The 22193-nt window shown below is 60.6% G+C and carries 20 protein-coding genes; 11 read left to right on the top strand and 9 right to left on the bottom strand.

What is annotated here, in order from left to right:
- Nucleotides 1-52: 52 nt before the first annotated feature.
- The 3 genes from PG5_RS27610 to PG5_RS27600 all read left to right on the top strand — a co-directional run bounded on the left by PG5_RS27610 (nucleotide 53) and on the right by PG5_RS27600 (nucleotide 2632).
- The gene (locus PG5_RS27610) at nucleotides 53-982 is read left to right on the top strand and encodes a LysR family transcriptional regulator (protein ID WP_020800375.1); all 930 of its coding nucleotides are present in this window, start codon (nucleotides 53-55) and stop codon (nucleotides 980-982) included.
- A gap of 205 nt (nucleotides 983-1187) precedes the next feature.
- The gene (locus PG5_RS27605; RefSeq protein WP_020800374.1) at nucleotides 1188-1589 is read left to right on the top strand and encodes a MerR family DNA-binding transcriptional regulator; all 402 of its coding nucleotides are present in this window, start codon (nucleotides 1188-1190) and stop codon (nucleotides 1587-1589) included.
- Between the two features lie 143 nt (nucleotides 1590-1732).
- On the top strand, nucleotides 1733-2632 hold the full coding sequence (locus tag PG5_RS27600) for a hydroxymethylglutaryl-CoA lyase (protein ID WP_020800373.1): 900 nt from the start codon (nucleotides 1733-1735) through the stop codon (nucleotides 2630-2632).
- Nucleotides 2633-3314: 682 nt separating this feature from the next.
- Here the strand turns inward: PG5_RS27600 and PG5_RS27595 are convergent.
- Nucleotides 3315-5012, bottom strand: a complete 1698-nt coding sequence (locus tag PG5_RS27595; RefSeq protein ID WP_020800372.1) for an AMP-binding protein — start codon at nucleotides 5010-5012, stop codon at nucleotides 3315-3317.
- A gap of 309 nt (nucleotides 5013-5321) precedes the next feature.
- On the opposite strand from PG5_RS27595, the gene PG5_RS27590 reads away from it, so the two are divergent.
- The 4 genes from PG5_RS27590 (at nucleotide 5322) to PG5_RS27575 (ending at nucleotide 10992) form a co-directional block, all read left to right on the top strand.
- Nucleotides 5322-6485, top strand: coding sequence for an isovaleryl-CoA dehydrogenase (locus PG5_RS27590; protein WP_020800371.1), 1164 nt, complete (start codon nucleotides 5322-5324; stop codon nucleotides 6483-6485).
- A gap of 12 nt (nucleotides 6486-6497) precedes the next feature.
- A complete protein-coding gene (locus tag PG5_RS27585) occupies nucleotides 6498-8105 on the top strand; it encodes a carboxyl transferase domain-containing protein (protein ID WP_020800370.1) in 1608 nt (535 codons plus the stop codon).
- Between the two features lie 116 nt (nucleotides 8106-8221).
- Nucleotides 8222-9037 carry a gamma-carboxygeranoyl-CoA hydratase gene (locus PG5_RS27580; RefSeq protein ID WP_008057202.1) on the top strand — a complete coding sequence of 272 codons (816 nt, stop codon included), beginning with the start codon at nucleotides 8222-8224 and terminating at the stop codon, nucleotides 9035-9037.
- Entirely contained in the window at nucleotides 9037-10992 is a 1956-nt protein-coding gene (locus PG5_RS27575; protein WP_020800369.1) for an acetyl/propionyl/methylcrotonyl-CoA carboxylase subunit alpha, read from the top strand. The genes PG5_RS27580 and PG5_RS27575 overlap by 1 nt, the downstream gene beginning before the upstream one ends.
- Before the next feature lie 39 nt (nucleotides 10993-11031).
- Here the strand turns inward: PG5_RS27575 and PG5_RS27570 are convergent, their stop codons facing one another.
- Complete coding sequence (locus PG5_RS27570; RefSeq protein WP_033039783.1) at nucleotides 11032-11670, bottom strand: LexA family transcriptional regulator; 639 nt, start codon at nucleotides 11668-11670, stop codon at nucleotides 11032-11034.
- 129 nt (nucleotides 11671-11799) lie between these two features.
- Between PG5_RS27570 and PG5_RS27565 the strand changes: the two genes are divergently transcribed.
- The gene (locus tag PG5_RS27565) at nucleotides 11800-12141 is read left to right on the top strand and encodes a DUF6124 family protein (protein ID WP_042955801.1); all 342 of its coding nucleotides are present in this window, start codon (nucleotides 11800-11802) and stop codon (nucleotides 12139-12141) included.
- Between the two features lie 408 nt (nucleotides 12142-12549).
- Here PG5_RS27565 and PG5_RS27560 read toward each other — a convergent pair whose 3' ends face one another.
- The 5 genes from PG5_RS27560 to PG5_RS27540 form a co-directional block, all read right to left on the bottom strand.
- Nucleotides 12550-14160: a gamma-glutamyltransferase family protein gene (locus PG5_RS27560; RefSeq protein WP_020800366.1), complete on the bottom strand. Its 1611-nt coding sequence runs from the start codon at nucleotides 14158-14160 to the stop codon at nucleotides 12550-12552.
- 31 nt (nucleotides 14161-14191) lie between these two features.
- Nucleotides 14192-14971: an amino acid ABC transporter ATP-binding protein gene (locus PG5_RS27555; RefSeq protein ID WP_042955799.1), complete on the bottom strand. Its 780-nt coding sequence runs from the start codon at nucleotides 14969-14971 to the stop codon at nucleotides 14192-14194.
- 1 nt (nucleotide 14972) lies between these two features.
- Nucleotides 14973-15740: an amino acid ABC transporter permease gene (locus PG5_RS27550; protein ID WP_020800364.1), complete on the bottom strand. Its 768-nt coding sequence runs from the start codon at nucleotides 15738-15740 to the stop codon at nucleotides 14973-14975.
- Between the two features lie 11 nt (nucleotides 15741-15751).
- Nucleotides 15752-16558 carry an ABC transporter substrate-binding protein gene (locus PG5_RS27545; RefSeq protein WP_008057220.1) on the bottom strand — a complete coding sequence of 269 codons (807 nt, stop codon included), beginning with the start codon at nucleotides 16556-16558 and terminating at the stop codon, nucleotides 15752-15754.
- A gap of 131 nt (nucleotides 16559-16689) precedes the next feature.
- Nucleotides 16690-17358: a GntR family transcriptional regulator gene (locus tag PG5_RS27540; RefSeq protein ID WP_020800363.1), complete on the bottom strand. Its 669-nt coding sequence runs from the start codon at nucleotides 17356-17358 to the stop codon at nucleotides 16690-16692.
- A gap of 294 nt (nucleotides 17359-17652) precedes the next feature.
- Between PG5_RS27540 and PG5_RS27535 the strand changes: the two genes are divergently transcribed.
- The gene (locus tag PG5_RS27535; protein WP_033044646.1) at nucleotides 17653-18801 is read left to right on the top strand and encodes a M14-type cytosolic carboxypeptidase; all 1149 of its coding nucleotides are present in this window, start codon (nucleotides 17653-17655) and stop codon (nucleotides 18799-18801) included.
- Nucleotides 18802-18944: 143 nt separating this feature from the next.
- Here PG5_RS27535 and PG5_RS27530 read toward each other — a convergent pair whose 3' ends face one another.
- Nucleotides 18945-19490, bottom strand: coding sequence for a cytochrome b (locus tag PG5_RS27530; RefSeq protein WP_020800361.1), 546 nt, complete (start codon nucleotides 19488-19490; stop codon nucleotides 18945-18947).
- Complete coding sequence (locus tag PG5_RS27525; protein ID WP_020800360.1) at nucleotides 19487-20563, bottom strand: catalase family peroxidase; 1077 nt, start codon at nucleotides 20561-20563, stop codon at nucleotides 19487-19489. Before PG5_RS27525 ends, PG5_RS27530 begins: the two co-directional genes overlap by 4 nt.
- Nucleotides 20564-20721: 158 nt before the next feature.
- Here PG5_RS27525 and PG5_RS27520 point away from each other — a divergent pair, with 158 nt between their 5' ends.
- Entirely contained in the window at nucleotides 20722-21228 is a 507-nt protein-coding gene (locus PG5_RS27520) for a sigma-70 family RNA polymerase sigma factor (RefSeq protein WP_042955802.1), read from the top strand.
- On the top strand, nucleotides 21225-21977 hold the full coding sequence (locus PG5_RS27515) for an anti-sigma factor (protein ID WP_020800358.1): 753 nt from the start codon (nucleotides 21225-21227) through the stop codon (nucleotides 21975-21977). Before PG5_RS27520 ends, PG5_RS27515 begins: the two co-directional genes overlap by 4 nt.
- Nucleotides 21978-22193 lie beyond the last annotated feature (216 nt).

Here is a 22193-nt window from a genome sequence, read left to right as displayed (position 1 = left end):
ATGATCGACTGATAGCCAAGGCTACCGTCCACACAATAAGAGAGCCGCGTAAATGAATCTGAGCAAGGTCGACCTCAACCTTTTCATCGTCTTCGACGCGATCTACACCGAAGCCAACCTGACCCGTGCTGGCCAGATCGTCGGGATTACCCAACCTGCGGTGTCCAACGCGCTGGCCCGCCTGCGCGAGACCTTCAACGATCCATTGTTCGTGCGCACCGCCCAAGGCATGGTGCCAACACCCATGGCGCAAAACATTATCGGCCCGGTGCGCAACGCGCTGTCACTGCTGCGCGTTTCGGTACAGGAAAGCCGCATCTTCAATCCATTGCAGGCGGTCAAGACCTACCGCATCAGCATGACCGACCTCACTGAAGCCGTGATCCTGCCACCGCTGTTCCAGCGCCTGCGCCGCCTTGCGCCGACGGTCATCATCGAAAGCTTTTTGTCCAAGCGCCGCGAGACCACCAAGGAACTGGCCGCGGGCCGACTCGACTTCGCCGTGGATGCACCACTCAACACCGACCCGCAGGTGCGTCACGTCAAGTTGATGGAGGATCGCTACGTGTGCGCCATGCGCAAAGGGCACCCGCTGGCGGGCAAGGAAAAATTCACCCTCGATGATTACCTGGGACTGACCCACATCCACATTTCCAGCCGTCGCAGCGGCCTGGGTTATGTCGACCTGGCCCTCGGCAAAATGGGCATCCAGCGCAAGATCGCCCTGCGCTCCCAGCATTACCTGATGGCCTCGCAGGTGCTGCAGCAGACCGATATGGTCATGACCGTGCCGGAACGCTTCGCGCGCCGCAACGATTTGCACGCCTTTTATCTGCCAGTCAACGATGTGCCCCCGGTGGAAACCCACCTTTACTGGCACGAAAGCACTGACCAGGACCCGGCGAACCGCTGGATGCGCGAGCAGATGATCGAGTTGTGCCAGCAGGTGACGGCGCAGGAGAAGAAGCTGGAGAAGGTGTAGGACGCTGGACCGCAGCGCCTTCTTCGCGAGCAGGCTCGCTCCCACATGGGTCTCCAGTGAACACAATATTTGTGTCAGACAGAGATCCCCTGTGGGAGCGAGCCTGCTCGCGATGGGGCCAGCGAGGTTACTGAAAAACCCTGCCCCTTGACGTAAACGTCAACCTGCCATTAGCTTAGCGCCATGACCTTTTGCGAGCGCGCCCATGAGCAGCCAGACCTACAGCATTTCCGACCTCGCCCGTGAGCTCGACATCACCACCCGGGCCATTCGCTTCTATGAAGAACAAGGTTTGCTCAGCCCCGAGCGACGTGGCCAGGAACGCATCTACTCACCCCGCGACAAGGTCAGCCTGAAGTTGATCCTGCGGGGCAAGCGTATCGGTTTTTCCCTGGCCGAGTGCCGCGAGCTGATCGAGCTCTACGATCCTTCCAGCGGTAACACCAAGCAACTGCACAGCATGCTGGCGAAAATCAGCGAGCGTCGGGAACAACTGGAACAGCAGATGCTGGATATCGAGCAGATGAAACTGGAGCTTGATACGGCTGAAGAGCGCTGTGTGCAGGCGCTGGAACAAACCCTCAAGAATCAGGAATCGGTTCAATAGATCCACACAAATCGAATGTGGGAGCGGGCTTGCTCGCGAATGCGATTTGTCATTCAACATTGATGTGGGCTGAACTGGCGTATTCGCGAGCAAGCCCGCTCCCACATTAGATCACCGCTCACCCAATACTTCAGGTGATTCTTATGTCCCTACCAACCCACGTACGCATTGTCGAAGTCGGCCCTCGCGACGGTTTGCAAAACGAAGCCCAACCCATCAGCGTTGCCGACAAGGTGCAGTTGGTCGACGCACTGACGGCGGCGGGCCTTGGCTATATAGAAGTCGGCAGTTTCGTCTCGCCCAAGTGGGTACCGCAGATGGCGGGTTCCGCCGAGGTGTTTGCGCAGATCCAGCGTAAACCCGGCGTGACCTATGGCGCTCTCGCCCCCAACCTGCGCGGCTTTGAAGATGCCCTTGCCTGCGGGGTCAAGGAAGTCGCGGTGTTCGCCGCGGCGTCCGAAGCGTTTTCCCAGCGCAACATCAACTGCTCGATCAGTGAAAGCCTGGAGCGATTCGCCCCCATCATGGAGGCCGCCAAGCAGCATGGCGTCAGCGTGCGCGGTTACGTGTCCTGCGTGCTGGGCTGCCCCTATGAGGGTGACGTCGCACCCGAGCAAGTTGCACGGGTCGCACGGGAGCTCTATGCCATGGGCTGCTACGAGGTGTCGCTGGGCGACACCATCGGCACCGGCACCGCGGGCGCCACACGCAAGATGTTCGACGTGGTGTCGGCCGATGTGCCCCGGGAAAAACTCGCCGGGCACTTCCACGACACCTACGGCCAGGCCATGGCCAATATCTACGCCAGCCTGCTGGAAGGTATCTCGGTGTTCGACAGCTCCATCGCCGGCCTTGGTGGCTGCCCCTATGCCAAGGGCGCCAGCGGCAACGTCGCCACCGAGGACGTGGTTTACCTGCTCAACGGCCTCGGGATCGAAACCGGAATCAACCTGGATGCACTGATCCTGGCCGGCCAGCAAATTTGTAGCGTGCTGGGGCGCCCCACCGGTTCCCGTGTAGCGAAGGCGCGCAGCGCACACTGAGTGTGCGGTTGTGTCGGGGTGTTACCGCAGACACAAAAGCGTGGCCAAAAACGAGTAACACGGAAACAAAACGTAGGGTTTTCCCTGATGCCGAAAACCCTACAAAAAACCAAGTGCTTGTTTTTAAAGGCTTTTTAAAAGTTGGCACGGCTTCTGCTATATCTATCGCATAACAAGAATAAAAAAATTGCGGCAAACCCAATAAAAACAAGACGTAACGACTCTGACATAACAAAAACAACACGGCAGAGACGCAGCTAACAGATTTTTTTGGAGAAGATGTGCTTTTCAGGGTGCTTTTCGGAGTTACCCGCAACCGGGCAGAGAACAATAAAACTACCTTCAGGTAGCTCCCGAACTGGTTGGATCGCTAAGCGAAAAAGTAGATCAGCGCTCAAAAAAATACGTTTGCTCTTGATCCCGGATGGGGATCGACAAAAACAGCGGTAAAGGGCCACGGTTACCAAAAACAAAAACAAACCGCCCCTCAATAATAAAAAAAGAGCACGCGCAACGAAAATTAAAGGGGAGCTTCGGCTCCCCTTTGTGCTGTCTGCGATTTGGATTATTCAGTGCCACCCCTGTGGGAGCGAGCCTGCTCGCGAAAGCGGTGGTTCAGCCGACATCCATTTTGGATGTGTTATCGCCTTCGCGAGCAGGCTCGCTCCCACAAGGGGATGAGTCAGGCTTTATTGATGCGCAACTCCTCGATACTGATCTCGCGCATCCTGAATTTCTGGATCTTGCCCGTCACGGTCATTGGAAACTCATCCACGAACTTGAAGTAACGCGGCGTCTTGAAGTGCGCGATGCGCTCCTTGCACCAGGCCTGCAGCTCCTGCTCGGAGGCACTATGGCCGGGGTGGAACTTGATCCAGGCAACGATCTCTTCACCATAACGCGAGCACGGAATGCCGATCACCTGCACATCGGCCACCGCCGGGTGGGTGAAGAAGAACTCTTCCAGTTCGCGCGGATAAATATTCTCGCCACCACGAATGATCATGTCCTTGTTGCGCCCGGCAATGCACACGTAGCCCTCCTCATTCATGCTGGCCAGGTCACCGGTGTGCATCCAGCCGGCCTGGTCGATGGCTTCCGCCGTACCTTGCGGGTTGTTCCAGTAGCCGAGCATCACACTGTAGCCGCGAGTACAGAGCTCACCGATGGTGCCACGGGGCACCAGATTGCCCGCTTCGTCGATGATTTTGCTTTCCAGCTGTGGCTGGGTACGGCCGACAGTGGTCACGCGCAACTCGAGGTCGTCCGAGGGACCTGTCTGCAACGACACCGGGCTGGTTTCCGTCATGCCATAGGCAATCTGCACTTCGTTCATGTGCATTTCATTGATGACCCGGCGCATGACCTCGATCGGGCAAGTCGCCCCGGCCATGATCCCGGTGCGCAGGCTCGACAGGTCGAACTCGGCGCGTTGTGGCTGATCGAGCATGGCGATGAACATGGTCGGCACACCGTAGAGCGCGGTGGCTTTTTCTTCGGCGACAGTGCGCAGGGTCAGCAGCGGATCGAACGCGTCGCTGGGGTAGATCATGGTGCTGCCGTGGGTGATGCAACCGAGGTTACCCATGACCATGCCGAAGCAGTGGTACAACGGCACCGGGATCACCAGCCGGTCGACGGCGCTCAGGCCCAGGCTCTCGCCGACCATGTAGCCATTATTGAGAATGTTGTAGTGGCTGAGGGTCGCGCCCTTGGGGAAGCCGGTCGTGCCGGAGGTGTACTGGATGTTCACCGCCTGATCGAAGTGCAGGCTGTCCTGGCGTTCATGCAATTGCTCGACCGATACGCTGCCCGCCAGCCCGGTCAATTGCGACCAGGGCAGGAAACCCTGCGGCGGCTGCGCGTCGAGGCTGATCACGCCGCGCAGTTCCGGCAGGCGCTCGCTGTGCAATTTGCCGATGGCTTGCCCTGCCAGCTCCGGCACCAGGCCCTGCAGCATGGCGTGATAATCGGAGGTCTTGAAAGACCCGGCGCTGACCAGCCATTGGCAGCCGGACTGCTTCAACACGTATTCGAGTTCGGAACTGCGATAGGCCGGGTTGATGTTGACCAGGATCACGCCAATCTTCGCGGTGGCGACCTGTGTAATGCACCACTGGGCACAGTTAGGCGCCCAGATGCCAAGGCGGTCGCCGGCCTGCAGGCCCAGCGCCAATAACGCCCGGGCATGCAGGTCTACCGCATCGGCCAATTGTCGCCAGGTGTAGCGCAGCTGTTGATGGCGCACGACCAGCGCTTCCCCGTTCGGGTACTTTGCCACGGTATTGTCGAACGCCTGGCCGATGGTCATCGCCAGCAAGGCTTTGTCCTGGGAACCACGGGTGTAACTGCGTTGCGGGCTTGCACTGGGTTGATCCATGACGACCCCTATTGTCTTTATTGATGGGCTACCGACGGATACCTGTAGGAGCAGCCGGTCGACGCTCGAATGCTCGCGAAAGTCGTCAACAATAACGCGTGTTTTCTGAATAAACGCTTCAGCCTTGCGTTCATCGCGAGCATTCGAGCGTCGACCGGCTGCTCCTACAGGAACCTGCCTCTACTCTCGCTCAAGTTGACGTTAACGTAAAGGGCGATTGACAGCCATTCGTCACAGGTTTACGTTAACGTAAAGGTGAGAGCCAAAACACTGCCCTCCCCGCCCAACAAAAAAGCCAAAAGGTGACCCATGAGCTACCCATCCCTGAACTTTGCCCTCGGTGAAACCATCGACATGCTGCGCGATCAGGTCCAGTCCTTCGTCGCCAAGGAGATCGCCCCGCGCGCCGCTCAGATCGACATCGACAACCTGTTCCCCGCTGACCTGTGGCGTAAATTCGGCGACATGGGCCTGCTGGGCATCACCGTGCCGGAAGAGTACGGCGGCGCCGGCCTGGGCTACCTGGCGCACGTGGTTGCGATGGAAGAAATCAGCCGTGGCTCGGCTTCTGTAGCCCTGTCCTACGGCGCGCACTCCAATCTCTGCGTCAACCAGATCAACCGCAATGGCAACCACGAACAGAAATCCAAGTACCTGCCCAAGCTGATCAGCGGCGAGCACATCGGCGCCCTGGCCATGAGTGAGCCTAATGCCGGTTCCGACGTGGTTTCGATGAAGTTGCGCGCCGACAAACGCGGCGACCACTACGTGCTCAATGGCAGCAAGACCTGGATCACCAACGGCCCGGACGCCAACACCTACGTGATCTACGCCAAGACCGACCTGGAAAAAGGCCCCCACGGCATCACCGCCTTTATCGTCGAGCGCGACTGGAAAGGCTTCAGCCGCAGCAACAAGTTCGACAAGCTCGGCATGCGCGGCTCGAACACTTGCGAGCTGTTCTTCGATGACGTCGAAGTGCCGGAAGAAAACATCCTCGGCGCGCTTAACGGCGGCGTGAAGGTGCTGATGAGCGGACTCGACTACGAACGCGTCGTGCTTTCCGGCGGCCCGACCGGGATCATGCAGGCCTGCATGGACCTGATCGTGCCCTACATCCACGACCGCAAGCAGTTCGGCCAGAGCATCGGCGAGTTCCAGCTGATCCAGGGCAAGGTTGCCGACATGTACACCCAGCTCAACGCCAGCCGCGCCTACCTGTACGCCGTGGCCCAGGCCTGCGAGCGCGGCGAAACCACGCGCAAGGACGCTGCCGGCGTGATCCTCTACAGCGCCGAACGCGCCACGCAAATGGCCCTCGACGCGATCCAGATTCTCGGTGGCAACGGCTACATCAACGAATTCCCGGCCGGGCGCCTGCTGCGTGACGCCAAGCTGTACGAAATCGGCGCGGGTACCAGTGAGATCCGTCGCATGCTGATCGGTCGCGAACTGTTCAACGAAACCCGCTAAACGGAGCTGTCCATGGCTATCCTGCATACCCAGCTCAACCCCCGTTCGGCGGAGTTCGCGACCAACAGCGCGGCGATGCTCAAACAGGTCGATGCCCTGCACACCCTGCTTGCCCAGGTGGCACAAGGTGGCGGCCCGAAAGCGCAAGAACGCCACACCTCCCGGGGCAAGCTGCTGCCGCGCGAGCGCATCAACCGCCTGCTCGACCCGGGTTCGCCATTTCTGGAGATCAGCCAGTTGGCCGCCTACGAGGTGTACGGCGAAGACGTTCCCGCCGCTGGCGTGATTGCCGGGATCGGCCGCGTGGAAGGCGTCGAATGCATGATCGTCGCCAACGATGCCACGGTAAAAGGTGGCTCGTACTACCCGCTGACAGTGAAAAAGCACCTGCGCGCCCAGACGATCGCCCAGCAGAATCGCCTGCCGTGCATCTACCTGGTGGATTCCGGCGGCGCCAACCTGCCGCGCCAGGATGAAGTGTTTCCGGACCGTGAGCACTTCGGGCGGATCTTCTTCAACCAGGCCAACATGAGCGCCCAGGGCATCCCGCAGATTGCCGTGGTCATGGGCTCCTGCACCGCGGGCGGTGCCTATGTACCGGCCATGGCCGACGAGGCAATCATGGTGCGCGAGCAAGCGACCATCTTCCTCGCCGGCCCACCGCTGGTGAAAGCCGCGACGGGCGAAGTGGTCAGCGCCGAAGACCTGGGCGGGGCCGATGTGCACTGCAAGATCTCCGGTGTGGCCGATCATTACGCCGAAAGCGACGAACATGCCCTGGCCATCGCCCGCCGCAGCGTTGCCAACCTCAACTGGCGCAAGCTGGGTGAAGTGCAGCAACGCGCACCGATCGCCCCGCTCTACGCCAGCGACGAGCTGTACGGCATCGTGCCGGCCGATGCCAAGCAACCGTTCGACGTGCGTGAAGTAATTGCACGGCTGGTGGACGGCTCGGTGTTCGACGAATTCAAAGCGCTGTTCGGAACCACGCTGGTGTGCGGTTTTGCCTACCTGCACGGTTACCCGATCGCGATCCTGGCCAACAACGGCATTCTCTTTGCCGAAGCTGCACAGAAAGGTGCGCACTTCATCGAGCTGGCTTGCCAGCGCGGCATCCCGCTGCTGTTCCTGCAGAACATCACCGGGTTCATGGTCGGGCAAAAATACGAAGCCGGCGGCATCGCCAAGCACGGGGCGAAACTGGTGACCGCCGTGGCCTGCGCCAAGGTGCCGAAGTTCACCGTGATCATCGGCGGCAGCTTCGGCGCCGGTAACTACGGCATGTGTGGTCGGGCCTACGATCCACGTTTCCTGTGGATGTGGCCGAACGCGCGCATCGGCGTGATGGGTGCCGAACAGGCAGCCGGCGTGTTGGTGCAGGTCAAGCGCGAGCAGGCCGAGCGTGGTGGTCATGGTTTCAGTGCCGAGCAGGAAGCCGAGATCAAGCAACCGATCCTCGACCAGTACGAAGAACAGGGCCATCCCTACTATTCCAGCGCTCGCCTGTGGGATGACGGCGTCATCGACCCGGCCCAGACCCGCGATGTCCTGGCACTGGCCTTGTCCGCGTCGTTGAACGCACCCATCGAACCGAGCCGCTTCGGCGTGTTCCGGATGTGATTTTTTTGTAGGAACGGGCTTTTGTGGCGAGGGGATTTATCCCCGTTCGATTGCGCAGCAATCGCCACCAATCGTGAGCGAGCCAGTACCCACAAAGACCGTGGAGAAGGATGAATATGAGCGACTTCAACACCCTCGAACTGCTGACCGACCCGCGTGGCTTTGCCACGCTGTGGCTCAGCCGTGAAGAAAAGAACAACGCCTTCAACGCCCAGATGATCCGCGAACTGATCCTCGCCCTGGACAAGGTGGCCAGCGATGCCAACCTGCGTTTCCTGCTGGTGCGTGGTCGCGGCAAACACTTCAGCGCCGGCGCCGACCTGGCCTGGATGCAGCAATCGGCTGAACTCGATTACGCCACCAACCTCGACGACGCCCGAGAACTGGCAGAGTTGATGTACAACCTCGCCAAGCTGAAAATCCCGACCCTGGCCGTGGTGCAAGGCGCGGCGTTCGGCGGCGCCCTGGGCCTGATCAGTTGCTGTGACATGGCCATCGGCGCCGATGACGCGCAGTTCTGTCTGTCGGAAGTGCGTATCGGCCTGGCACCGGCCGTGATCAGCCCGTTCGTGGTACAAGCCATGGGCGAGCGCGCCACCCGACGCTATGCCTTGACCGCTGAGCGCTTCGGCGGGCAACGGGCACGGGAGCTCGGCCTGTTGTCGGAGAGTTACCCGACGGCCGAGCTGGAACAGAAAATCGAACAGTGGATCGACAACCTGCTGCTCAACAGCCCGGCGGCCATGCGCGCCAGCAAGGACCTGCTGCGTGAAGTCGGCGACGGCACGCTGACCCCGTCCCTGCGTCGCTACACCGAGAACGCCATTGCCCGCATCCGCGTCAGCCCGGAAGGCCAGGAAGGCCTGCGCGCCTTCCTGCAAAAACGTCCGCCGAGCTGGCAAGCCGCAACCACCACCAAGGAGCCGCGTTGATGAGCGCACCTGTCCTCACTACCCTGTTGGTGGCCAACCGCGGCGAAATCGCCTGTCGGGTAATGCGCACCGCCAAAGCCCTGGGCCTGACCACCGTGGCTGTACACAGCGCCACCGACCGCGATGCCCGACACAGCCGTGAAGCCGATATCCGTGTCGACCTCGGCGGCAGCAAGGCCGCCGACAGTTACCTGCAAATCGACAAGTTGATTGCCGCCGCCAAGGCCAGCGGTGCCCAGGCGATCCATCCCGGCTACGGTTTCCTCTCCGAGAATGCCGGGTTCGCCCGCGCCATCGAAGCCGCTGGCCTGATCTTCCTCGGCCCGCCCGCCTCGGCCATCGACGCCATGGGCAGTAAATCCGCGGCCAAGGCCTTGATGGAAACCGCTGGCGTGCCGTTGGTACCGGGCTATCACGGTGAAGCCCAGGACCTCGAGACCTTCCGCGACGCCTGCGAACGCATCGGCTACCCGGTGCTGCTCAAGGCCACGGCCGGTGGCGGCGGCAAGGGCATGAAAGTGGTCGAGGACGTCAGCCAATTGGCCGAAGCCCTGGCCTCGGCGCAACGTGAAGCTCAATCGTCGTTCGGCGATTCGCGGATGCTGGTGGAGAAGTACCTGCTCAAACCCCGCCACGTGGAGATCCAGGTGTTCGCCGATCAACACGGCAACTGCCTGTACCTCAACGAACGCGACTGCTCGATTCAGCGTCGGCACCAGAAAGTCGTCGAAGAAGCGCCGGCGCCCGGCCTGAGCCCTGAACTGCGCCGCGCCATGGGCGAAGCGGCCGTGCGTTCGGCACAGGCCATCGGTTACGTCGGTGCTGGCACCGTGGAATTCCTGCTGGATGCCCGCGGCGAATTTTTCTTCATGGAGATGAACACCCGCCTGCAGGTCGAACACCCGGTAACCGAAGCCATTACCGGCCTCGACCTGGTGGCCTGGCAGATTCGTGTGGCCCGCGGCGAAGCCTTGCCGATGACCCAGGACCAGGTGCCGCTGAACGGTCACGCGATTGAAGTGCGCTTATACGCCGAAGATCCGGGCAATGACTTCCTGCCCGCTACCGGTCGCCTGGAACTGTATCGCGAATCCGCGCCGGGTGCGGGTCGCCGGGTGGACAGCGGCGTTGAAGAAGGCGATGAGATTTCGCCGTTCTACGACCCGATGCTCGGCAAGCTGATTGCCTGGGGTGAGGACCGTGAGCAGGCGCGCTTGCGACTGCTGGCCATGCTCGACGAATTCGCGATTGGCGGGCTCAAGACCAACATCAACTTCCTGCGGCGAATCATCGGCCATCCGGCGTTTGCCCAGGCCGAACTCGATACCGGGTTCATCCCCCGTTACCAGGAACAGCTTTTGCCACAACCTGCGGCACTCAGCGACGCGTTCTGGCAAGCCGCCGCCCAGGCATTCGCCCAGAGCCTGCACAGCCCATCGCGCAGCGATGACCCAAGCTCGCCGTGGGCTATCGGCAACGGTATGCGCGCCGGTTTGCCCGCGCAAATCACCCTGCACCTGAGTTGCGAGGGCCAGGACCGCGCGTTGACGCTGGGTAACCCCCAATCCCAAAGCGCCCGACTCAAGGGCGAGCAGTTGCTGACCGAGCACGAAGGCGTGCGTCGCCAGCACCGGGCGATCCGCCGTGGCGACTGTGTCTACCTGCAATGGGAAGGCGAACTGCGCCGCATCGAGACCTACGACCCGATCACCGCCGTAGAAGCCAGTCACGCCCATCACGGCGGGCTCACCGCCCCCATGAATGGCAGCATCGTGCGCGTGCTGGTGGAGGCCGGGCAAACGGTCGAGGCCGGGGCGCAACTGGTGGTGCTGGAGGCCATGAAGATGGAGCACAGCATCCGCGCACCCCACGCCGGTGTGATCAAGGCGCTGTATTGCCAGGAAGGCGAGATGGTCAGCGAAGGCAGTGCCCTGGTCGAACTGGAAGAAGCCTGACAGGCAGGCCGGCCCCGCGCATGACGCGGGCCGGCCTGGCTAGAATTTCACGGTTGCCTGGACCACCACGCCGATAATTCGGCACTCGTCGGTGAACAGGCTTTTCGGGTAGGTCGGATTGAGCGGGACCAGGTAACGCTGCCCGCCCTCCTCACTCAACTTGCGAAAAATCGCCTCGCTGCTGTCCGGCCATTGCGCGATCACCAGCTTGCCCGGCACCGCGTCCACATCCGGGTCCACCAGGATCAACATGCCCTCGGCAACGCTGGGACCGCTGGGAGCGGTCATGGCATCGCCAACCACCGTCAGCCAGAACGCCGCGCCTCGAGCGTGGTAGTCAGACAGTTCGAAACGGTACGGCGCCCGCTCGCCATCGCGCACCTGCACGGTGTCCCGCCAGTCACTGACCGGGTAGCGAAAGTACGGGTTGTACTTTTGCGTCAGGCAGACCTCATCGTCCTGTTCCTGCCCATGTTCGCGAATCACCAGCGCCACTTCGAGAAAATCCAGGCCCAGGGCCTGCAGCACGCGATTCATGTCGTCGATGCCAGGCTGACGGCGTTTTGTCAGCCAATGCCCGATGCCACCCTGGGACATCCCGAGGCGGTCGGCGAGTATTTCCTGAGTGATCTTGAGTTCACTCATCTTGGCCTTGACCAATGCTATCCATTTATCCATGTGCGGCACGATACGTGGGGGACCTCGGTCGACAAAACACAAAATGTAGTATTAATAGAATTGTCATAAATACGTAACGTATTAGGATGGGTAAACGGATCTGAATTTATCACGGAGTTCGCCTTGACCATGAATCCACCCAGCAACGACTTGCCCGACATGCAAATCGACACGTCCCTCAACTCACCCCAGGGCTCCGCCGCCGCACAGCGAGCATTGGATTATTACTTGAAACCAGCTATTGCAGAGGAAGCAGCGCCGGAGCGCCTCTTTGACGTAAACCGAAATATCAGCATCGAAGAAGCCCTGGTGCATGCTTCAGGGCTGCTACGTTGTGCGGCCGCCACTGCCTACGAGTCAGCCAGTCATTTGCACGGGGCACATCGGGACCTGGCGCTCTCGACCGTGCATATGATCGACATGGCAAAGGCAATGGTGAACCGCTCCCTGGAGGGCGGCCAGAAAGGCTAGTTGGAGGAGTACCGGGACAGAAGGACAGGAAAGAATTTTCCCGACGCGCAGCCAAAATCGTTTGACTTGCAAACGAGAATGATTATTATTGCATCAGCTGATCGCGAGATCAGTCGATGGACCAGGGACCTTAGGTCGGTCGCCTGGACTATCTCCTCATCAGGCTAATCACGGTTTTTGACCCGGCTTTTTGCCGGGTCTTTTTTTTGCCAGTTTTCTGGCTTATGGCTTCAGGCTAATGAAGTCTTGATGTGTCGCAAATTCGATGGCGCGGATCATATCAAAACAACATTAGTTGGCAAGAGAAGCCTTCTGTCGAGGGGGCAAACTAATGGCAAATAGCACTTGAGAATCAATCGCATACTCTCTAAGCTGCGACGGCGTCAAGGAAGACGCCCCCTCAGCCTATCAATACACGGCTATATGCGAGTCCGCTCGCGGCTCGGTCCCGCCACACAGTACACCGGTGTCAGGATCGCGCAGGATGATCTGGCCCCGCCCGTAACTCGTGCGATCGCACACCACCTCGACTTCGTGCCCGCGCCGTGCCAGTGCCGCCGCCATGTCTCGCGAGGCGTCCTGCTCGATGCCAACCTTCAGTTCGCCCAACCATTGCCAGCGCGGTGCGTCCAGGGCCGCTTGTGGATTGAGCCCGAAATCCACCAGGTTCATGACCATCTGCACATGCCCCTGGGGCTGCATGTAGCCGCCCATCACGCCGAAAGGTCCCAGCGCTTCACCGTCCTTGCTGAGAAACCCGGGAATGATGGTATGGAAGGTCTTTTTCCCAGGTGCCAGGCAATTCGCATGGCTGGGATCAAGGCTGAATTCTTCGCCACGGTTTTGCAGGGCGATACCGCTGTCGGGCAGCACCACGCCGGAACCGAATCCGTGATAATTGCTCTGGATGAATGACACCATGTTGCCGTCGGCATCGGCGGTGGCCAGGTAGACGGTGCCACTGGCATGGGGATCGCCCGGCTTCGGTGCCGCCGCGCGTTCGCCGATCTGTGCCCGCCGGTGGGTGGCATAGGCGTCGCTGAGCAAATCGTCCACGGCAACCCGCATGTGCTGCGGGTCTGTGATGTAGTGCAGCCCATCGCTGTAGGCGAGCTTCATGGCTTCAAGTTGACGGTGCCAGGTCTGTTGGCTGTCACGGTGGTCGAATGCGAATCCTTCGAGAATCTTCAGCGTCATCAAGGCCACCAGTCCCTGGCCGCTCGGCGGAATCTCCCAGACGTCGACACCGCGGTAGTTAACCTTGATCGGCTCGACCCACTGGGCGCGGTAGTCTTGCAGATCACTGGCACGCAGGTAGCCGCCGGTGGCGCGCGAATGAGCGTCCAGGCGTTGCGCCAATGCGCCGCGATAGAAGCTTTCGCAACCGCTGGCCGCCAGCTCGCTCAAAGTGCGTGCCTGGGCCGGGTTGCGAAACAGTTCGCCTGCGCGCGGTGCACGGCCGTCAATCAGAAAGGTTTCGAACCAGCTGTCGAGCACGTCGCTACGATCAGGAGTGAAATCTTCCAGTGCGGTTTGCCACTGCAAGGCAACCACCGGCGATACCGGAAATCCATCCCGCGCCAGGCTGATCGCCGGCTGCAACAGATCGGCAAAGGGCAGGCGACCAAACCGCGTGGACAGCTCAGCCCAGGCGGATGGACAGCCCGGCACCGTTACAGGCGTCCAGCCATGCAGCGGCATTTTTTCATGACCGGCCGCCCTCACCGCCTCGATGCTCAAGGCTTGCGGGGCTGCACCGTTGCCATTCAGGCCGTGCAGTTTGTCCTGGGTCCAGACCAACGCAAAGGCGTCGCCGCCAATGCCGCAACCGGTGGGTTCGACCACCGTCAGGGCCGCAGCCGTGGCAATCGCCGCATCGATGGCATTGCCTCCGCGCCGCATCATTTCAATTCCGGCTTCGGCGGCCAGTGGCTGGGAGGCGGCGACCATGCCGCGCTTGGCGAAGACACTTTGACGTTGCGACGCGTAGGGATACTCATGGGCAGAAAACTTGAACATGGCAGGACTCACACAAATGGGTTGGACAGACTCAAAGCACGCGACTGAGAAACGCTCGGGTACGGGCATGCTTCGGCTGGCTGAAGATCTGTTCGGGCGGCCCCTGCTCGATCAGTTCACCTTGATCGAGCACCACCACGCGGTCGGCCACCTCGCGGGCAAAACCCATCTCGTGGGTGACCACGACCATGGTCATGCCCTCCTCGGCCAGCTCCTTCATCACTTGCAGTACTTCGCCAACCGTCTCCGGATCCAGGGCGCTGGTAGGCTCGTCGAATAGCATTGCCTGGGGTTTCATCGCGAGCGCCCGGGCAATCGCCACTCGCTGCTGCTGACCACCTGACAACATCGAAGGATAGTGATCGGCTTTCTCCGCCAACCCCACGCGCTTGAGCAGCGCCCTCGCCTGATCCACCGCCGCAGCACGAGGCACGCCCAGCACCTGGATGGGCGCTTCGATGATGTTTTCCAGGGCGGTCATGTGCGGGAACAAATTGAAGCGCTGGAACACCATGCCGATGTCCCGGCGCTGACGCGCAATGTTGCGTTCCGAGTCGCGGGCCAGGCTGCCATCGGCGCGGGTGCGGTAGCCCATTGGCCGACCACCGACACGGATCTGCCCGGACTGAATGTCTTCGAGCAGGTTGATGCAGCGGATAAAGGTGGTTTTGCCGGAACCGGAAGCGCCGATCAGCACCACCACTTCACCGCGTTTCACTTGCAGTGAAATGCCCTTGAGAATTTCCAGGTCACCGAAAGACTTGTGGACATCCAGGGCTTCGATCACCAGTTCTTCACTCATGTGCGCCATCTCAACGCCCCCTCAGCAGTTTCATGGTGTTGCGGCCAAACATCCGGCTGGCAGCCGGTGCCGGGCGATCGGATTGACCGAAGCGTTTTTCCAGCCAGCGCTGGAAGAAGCCCCACAGCGTGGTCAAGGCCAGGAAGTAGATGGCCACGACCAGGTACAGCTCGAACACACGGAAAGTCGCCGAGGTCACCATTTGCGTGCTAAGCAGCAACTCCTGCACCCCGATGACGCTGACCAGCGTGGTGTTTTTCAACATCACGTTGAACTCGTTACCCAGCGGCGGCACGATCACCCGGAACGCCTGGGGCAGGACGATGCGCCGCATCAATTTGGCAAAGGTCATGCCCAGGGAGCGCCCGGCCTCGTATTGGCCCTTGTCCACCGCACCGATACCGGCGCGGATGATTTCCGCCATATACGCGCCTTCATTCAGGCCCAGGGCAATGATCGCCGCCTGGATGTTGCCCGGCACGATGAACCAGCCGAGATCCAGGTCCTCAAAACGGAAAATGCCCCCCGCCGCCAGTGCCGTGTACAGGAAGACGATCTGCACCAGCAGCGGCGTGCCGCGCATCAGCCAGACATAAAAACGCACCGGGTACTGCAACAGCGGGTTGCTCGACAGCTTCATCAACGCCGCGATCAACCCCAGGACGCAACCTAGCAACATCGCCGACACGCTGATCAGGCAGGTCAGCCACAGCCCCGTCAGGTAGACATCGCTGGGCTGCAACAGGTACTGCCAGAACACATCCCAATTGAAATTCATCCGCTTTGCCCTCAGTCCAGTTTGTCGCTGTCGACATGCCATTTACTGAGGAGCGCGGCGTAACTGCCGTCGGCGCGCATGCCTTGCAGCACCTCGGTCAAGGCCACAGTTAGCTGCGGGTCGCTTTTGCGCACGCCGAAGCCGGTAAGGATGCGGTTGAACGCCGGCACCGCCGACTGGAACAGGTCAGGCGCGAGTTGCTGATAATGGCCGGCGGATTCGACCGTGGTGCCGAACGCGTCCACCTGATTGATGCGCAAGGCCTGGAAGGCGTCGGCGTCGACGTTGTACACCACCAGTTTCATCGGCGCCTTGCCGGCCGCTTCGAGCTTTTCGTTTTCCTTGCCCAACAGCACCCGGATGGTCGAACCGTTGCTGACCGCGACCTTGAGCCCGGACAGGTCCTCCAGGGTGTTCACCGCTTTCGGGTTGCCCTTGGGCACCACGATGGATTGGCTGGAATACATGAAATTGACGATGTCGATCACCTCGCGGCGTTCGGGCTTGTCGAACAACTGATCGACGATCATGTCGCACTGCTGCGCCAGCAGCGCCGGGATCAGCCCGGCGAAAGGCGAGATGCGCCACTCGACTTTCTTGTCACCGAGGCGCTGGGCAATCGCCTCCCCCATGTCGACCTGCAGCCCAACCGGTTTCTGTTTCACGTCAAAGGACACCAACGGCGGTGAATCCATGCCGGAGCAATAGACGATTTTCTCGCTCTTGCTCAATCGCTCGGGTAACTCGGGGGCGGCGAGCGCCCATTGCGAACATAGACTCAAGGTGAACACGGCAACTAACGCGCAAGGCTTGTGCATGGCAAAACTCCAAGTGGCTGCAACGTAAGTCCCCTGTAGGAGCTGCCGCAGGCTGCGATCTTTTGATGTTGTTTCTAAAGATCAAAAGATCGCAGCCTGCGGCAGCTCCTACAGTGGAATGTGGGGTTCTTCTATTGATGGGCTTCGAGGAACTGAATCAGCCTCGGAATGGTGCCTTCGATGTGTTCGCACACTACCGCGGCCGCCTTGTCCGGGTCGCCGGAACGCAGTGCGGCAATAATCGAGGCGTGCTCGTCGCGGGCGCTGCGGGGTTTGTCGGCGTGTTGCAGCCACAGGCGCATGTGCGGCTCGATCACCGAATACAGCGCCGAAATCTGCCGCATCAGGCGCGGACGTTCACTCAGGCTGCACAGGTATTCATGGAAAGCGCGATGGCGGCTGACCCACTCGGCGCCGTCCTCACGGTAGTCGTCCATCTCATCGAGCAGGCGCTCCAGATGGCTGAAATGGCGCTCGGTGAGTTTCGTCACGGCAACACGAATGGCGAGACCTTCCAGAGCGCTGCGTATCTCGAACACCTCACGCATTTCCTCGATGTTCAGGCCGCGCACGATCGCGCCGCGATTGGGCCGCAACGTCACCAGGCCATCGGCATCCAGGCGCCGAAAGGCTTCGCGCACCGGCATGCGGCTCATGCCGATTTCACCGGCGATGTCCTCGGCAATCAGGCGCTCGCCAGTGCGGTAGCGACCTTTGCAAATGGCCTCCAGGAGAAAGTTGTAAGCCTCTTCCTCAGCGGTGACAGGTTGGCGCTCTGTATAGGCAGGGGCGAATTTCATCAAATGCACCTTTTGTATTTTTGTATCCAATTATCCATAAAGCCAAAAAAGCACGTTGCGTGCCAGCTTCGCCATACGCTGCTCAGGTGCATGATTCGATTGATATAACTGAAATCGGCAAGGCTGTTAGCGCCCATCGACGTTGGGGGATAACGAGTTGAAATGAATCAGGGTGTAACCAAAAAGCCCCAACAGGGGGCGGGTGGTAACACCGCCAGTGAAACGTTTTATCTGCCCTGCCAGCCCGCTACGCTTGCGTGTAAAGTACCGCCATAAAAATCTCAATCAGGAACCCTGACCGTGGCTAAAACTCTCGACATCAGTGCCAACTTCGACAGCGGCAACATCCAGGTCATCGATGTCAGCGACCCACTCAAACCCCTGCTGGCCATCCGTCCCGATAGCAAAAGCAACCATTTCCAATGGTTCCACTTCAAGGCCAGCGGCCTGCATGTCGGCCAGGACCATTGGTTTCGCCTGAACAATGCCAGCCAGTCCTCCTACAACAAGGCCTGGACCGGCTATCAAGCGGTGGCGTCCTACGACCACGTCAACTGGTTCCGTGTGCCGACCATTTTCGAGGGCGACTGCCTGCGTTTCAGCCTCGAAGCTGAACAGACCCACGCCTGGTTCGCCTACTTCGAACCCTACAGCCGTGGCCGCCACGACTGGTTGATCGAGCAAGCACTGACCAAGGCCGGCACCGAATTGCTGGCCACCGGCAAGAGTGTCGAAGGTCGCGACATCCAGTTGCTGCGCAAAGGCACTGGCGCCGAAGGCCAGCGCAAGGTGTGGATCATTGCCCAGCAACATCCCGGCGAACACATGGCCGAGTGGTTCATGGAAGGTGTGATCGAGCGCCTGGAGAAACACGACGACCCGGTGCTGAACAAGCTGCTGGCCAGTGCCGACCTGTACCTGGTGCCGAACATGAACCCGGACGGAGCCTTCCACGGCCACCTGCGCACCAACGCCATGGGCCAGGACCTGAATCGCGCCTGGCAAAGCGCCAGCGAGGAACTCAGCCCGGAAGTCTTTTTCGTCCAGCAGCAGATGGAAAAATACGGCGTCGACCTGTTCCTCGACATCCATGGCGACGAGGAAATTCCCCACGTGTTCACCGCTGGCTGCGAGGGCAATCCAGGCTACACGCCGCGGATCGAAAAACTCGAGGAACACTTCCGCAACCACCTCAAGCACACTACCAAGGACTTCCAGACCAAGCACGGCTACACCCGTGACGAACCGGGCAAAGCCAACATGACCCTGGCGTGCAACAGTGTCGGGCAGAAATACGATTGCCTGTCGCTGACCCTGGAAATGCCTTTCAAGGACCACGACGACCACCCGAATCCATTGACGGGGTGGTCGGGCAAACGGTCGAAGCAATTGGGCAAGGATGTGTTGACGACGGTGGCGGATATGGTTGGCGTTTTGCGCTGATCTATCGCGCGATACCTGTAGGAGCGAGCATGCTCGCGATGGTCGTCAACGAAAACGCTGGCTGTCTGATGCCCATCGGTGCTCGTGCTTCCATCGCGAGCAGGCTCGCTCCTACAGGTTTTAAGTGTCAATGATGCCGGCGATCAACCGCGGTCTTTGCCCCTCAACATACTGTCCAGCACCTCATCGCGCCGCACCCAGCCATGAAACAACGCCGCAGCCAGGTGCAACAGCACGGTCAGGAACAGCAGATACGCCAGATACCCGTGTGCCTTGCGCAGGAACGCGAACACCTGCGCATTGGCCGGCACAATCGACGGCAACTGCAATGAGCTGCTGAGCATCACCGGTTCGCCGGACGCTGAAATCATTGCCCAGCCCAACAACGGCAAGACCAGCATCAGGGCATATAGCAAGACGTGCGATGCCTTGGCCGCCAGTACTTGCCAACCCGGCAGGTCTGCGGGCAATGGTGGTTGGGTGGACGAAAAGCGCACCAGCAGGCGCACGATTACCAACAACAGGATGGCAATGCCCAAGGGCTTGTGCAGGTGGATCAGCCATTCATGGCGCTCGGACACCGAGGCAACCATGCCCGCGCCAATGAACAGCATGGCGATGATCATCAGCGCCATCAGCCAGTGCAGCAGGCGCGCCAGTGGAGCGAAGTGGTTGGGTTGGTTGCTCATTGCTGGGCCTCCTGTTTGGCGGCGGGCAACTGGCTGACTTCGCTGGTGCGACGCAGGTAGGAATTGGCGTAACCGGCTGAACGAGCGGCGAGCAGCGGGTCGTCGGAACCTTCGATGCCTGCAGGGAGCACCAGCGGGTCATAGTTGATGTCGCGGCACTCACCGCTGAGTTGCGGCTGGGTGCTTTCCAGAACCAGGGTGCCTGCGTTCAACACCTTGCGCCCCTCGGGCCAGGCCTTGCTCGCGTCGTTGACCGGGTCACCGGGGTTGGCCAAAGTGATGTTCAACTGAAAGCGCAGTGGACCGGCGGCGATACGCTGAACCAGGTCTTTCTCGAGGAAATCGCTGCCTTGCGGGGCGGTGGCACCCGGCGCGTCCTGAGCCACCGGCACCATGCTCCAGCGCACGGCTTGACGTTGCCCGGCGGCATTGACCAGATAGAACGCGTTGACGCTGTTGTAGGTTTCCGTCACGTAACTGGCCGAGGGTTTCGCGGTCTTGATCCAGGCCAGGAACGGTGCGGCTTCCGGGTGCGAGCCGAAGAACGCCGGCACCGCCGCCGGGTCCGGTTTGCCCGTCGCGGGAACCGGCGACTGGGCCTGTTGCAATTGATAGAACGCCTCGGGCGTGCCCACCGGAAACACCGGCATGCTGTTCATTCCGGTGCGCCATTGCTGGCCGTTGGCCTGGGTGAAACGTAACGCCAGGCTGCGTATCGGCACGGCGCTATCTGGCGCGTAGGGATTACCCGCCGGCAAGGCGAAACGACCGACTACCGGGGTCCGCGCCTGATTGAACACCTGTGCGGTGGAATAGCTGCGCGCCTCGCCACTGCTCTCGAAATGGCCGATCACGCACACGCCTTTGGCGTGGTTACGACGAAATCCCGGGTGCACGCCGTTGTTGGTTTCCAGCACATTGACCAGCTTTTTCGGGGTCAGGCGCTGTGGGTCAAAGGTGCCATTGACGTAGGCAAACGCCCCAGCCACTGCAGCCACGACCACGGCAATGCCGGCCAGACGCAACATCAGGCTCGCGGCACTCAAGGGTGGCGGTGATGATCGATCTACCATGAAAGACTCCAGGGCCATCGGCCACAAGTGAAAAGAATCAGGCAGACGAACCTCGCGGCGGTTTATTCCATCGACCGGTGTTTATTTTTCCGGGTGTGGAATAACCTCCCATGCCAAGCGTCTTCCTGGTTCAAAGCGTAGTGAGAAACCAGAAATTCATGAACGATATCGACGAACAACTGCGAGAAATCATTCCCAGGTTGCGCCGCTTCGCCGTATCGCTGACGCGCAATTGCAGCAGCGCCGATGATCTGGTGCAGTCGTGTCTTGAGCGTGCGCTATCAAGCTGGGGCGCCAAGCGCGTCGAGGGCGACTTGCGCGCCTGGTTGTTCTCGATTCTTTATCGACAGTTTCTCGATGCTCACCGTCGCTCCCGACGCTACGCGCGAATGCTTGAATTCTTTACCGGACGCGATGATGCGCAGCCTTCGGTGGAGCGGACCGTGATCGCTCAATCGACCCTCAACGCCTTCGATCAACTGCCAACCGAACAGCGCGCGCTGCTGCTGTGGGTGTCGGTTGAGGGGCTGAGTTACAAAGAGGTCGCCGAGATTCTCGACGTACCCACCGGGACCGTGATGTCCCGCCTGTCTCGGGCTCGCCAAGCCCTGCGCCAACTCAGCGATGGCGAAATCAACCGCCCTGCCCTGCGGAGACTCAAATGATCAGCATGCCCCCCAGCGAGCGCGACCTGCACGCTTACGTCGACCATCAGCTGGACGAGGAAGACCGGCGTCTGGTGGAGACCTTCCTGGCCAGTAACCCACAGGCGGCCGCGCAGGTTCGCGGCTGGCAGCAGGACGCCCAGCACCTGCGCGCAGCCCTCGGCGGCGCCTTGCAGCAGCCCACCAACCCCGATCTGGAACCGGCAGTCATTCGCCAACGCCTCCAACGCCAGTCCCGTCGTCACCTGGCCAGCGCCGCGATGTTGCTGATTGCTGTCAGCGTCGGCGGCTTCAGCGGCTGGCAAGCCCGGGAAATGACCCTGGCCGGCGCGTCAGCCCCGATGACCGATGCCCTGCAGGCCTATCGCCTGATTGCCCAGCAAGGCATCCTGCCAGCCGACTACAAGGCTGGCGACGACGCAGACATGCAGGGCTGGCTCGACCGTTATTTCACCCAGGCCAATCGCCTGCCTGATTTATCCGGCGCAGGCTTCAAACCGGCCAGCGGGCGTTTACTCAGCACTGAGCAAGGCCCGGCGGCGATGGTGGTCTACGAGGATCAGAACGGGCAGAAAATCAGCTTTTATGTGCGCCCGCCGGGACCGAAGAACTTTTTGCTGCCCCGGGGTAGCCGCAGTGATGGCGGCTTACAGGCCGAGTACTGGTCGGGTGGTGGCTACAACTATGCGATGGTCAGCCCGGCGGATACGCCGGCGGCGCGTATGCTCAGGCAGACCACGCAGTTCTGACAACACTATCCCTTGTAGGAGCGAGCCTGCTCGCGAAAGTGTGGGGTCAGTCGACATCAATGCTGAATGTGCTGCCGCCTTCGCGAGCAGGCTCGCTCCCACAGGGGATCCAGGTGCACCTGCAAAAGTCAGGTCGGCTTTAAGGCCGCCTCGCTTTGCTGTTGATCGCGAGCGCCCCGTTAACCACGCTGGCCGAACGCAGGCATTGCGCAGTGG

The organism is Pseudomonas sp. G5(2012), from assembly GCF_000408945.1.
GTDB classification, from domain to species: Bacteria; Pseudomonadota; Gammaproteobacteria; order Pseudomonadales; family Pseudomonadaceae; genus Aquipseudomonas; species Aquipseudomonas umsongensis.
The sequence above is the reverse complement of the archived record's forward strand: the minus strand, read 5'-3'. Positions and strand labels throughout refer to the sequence as shown.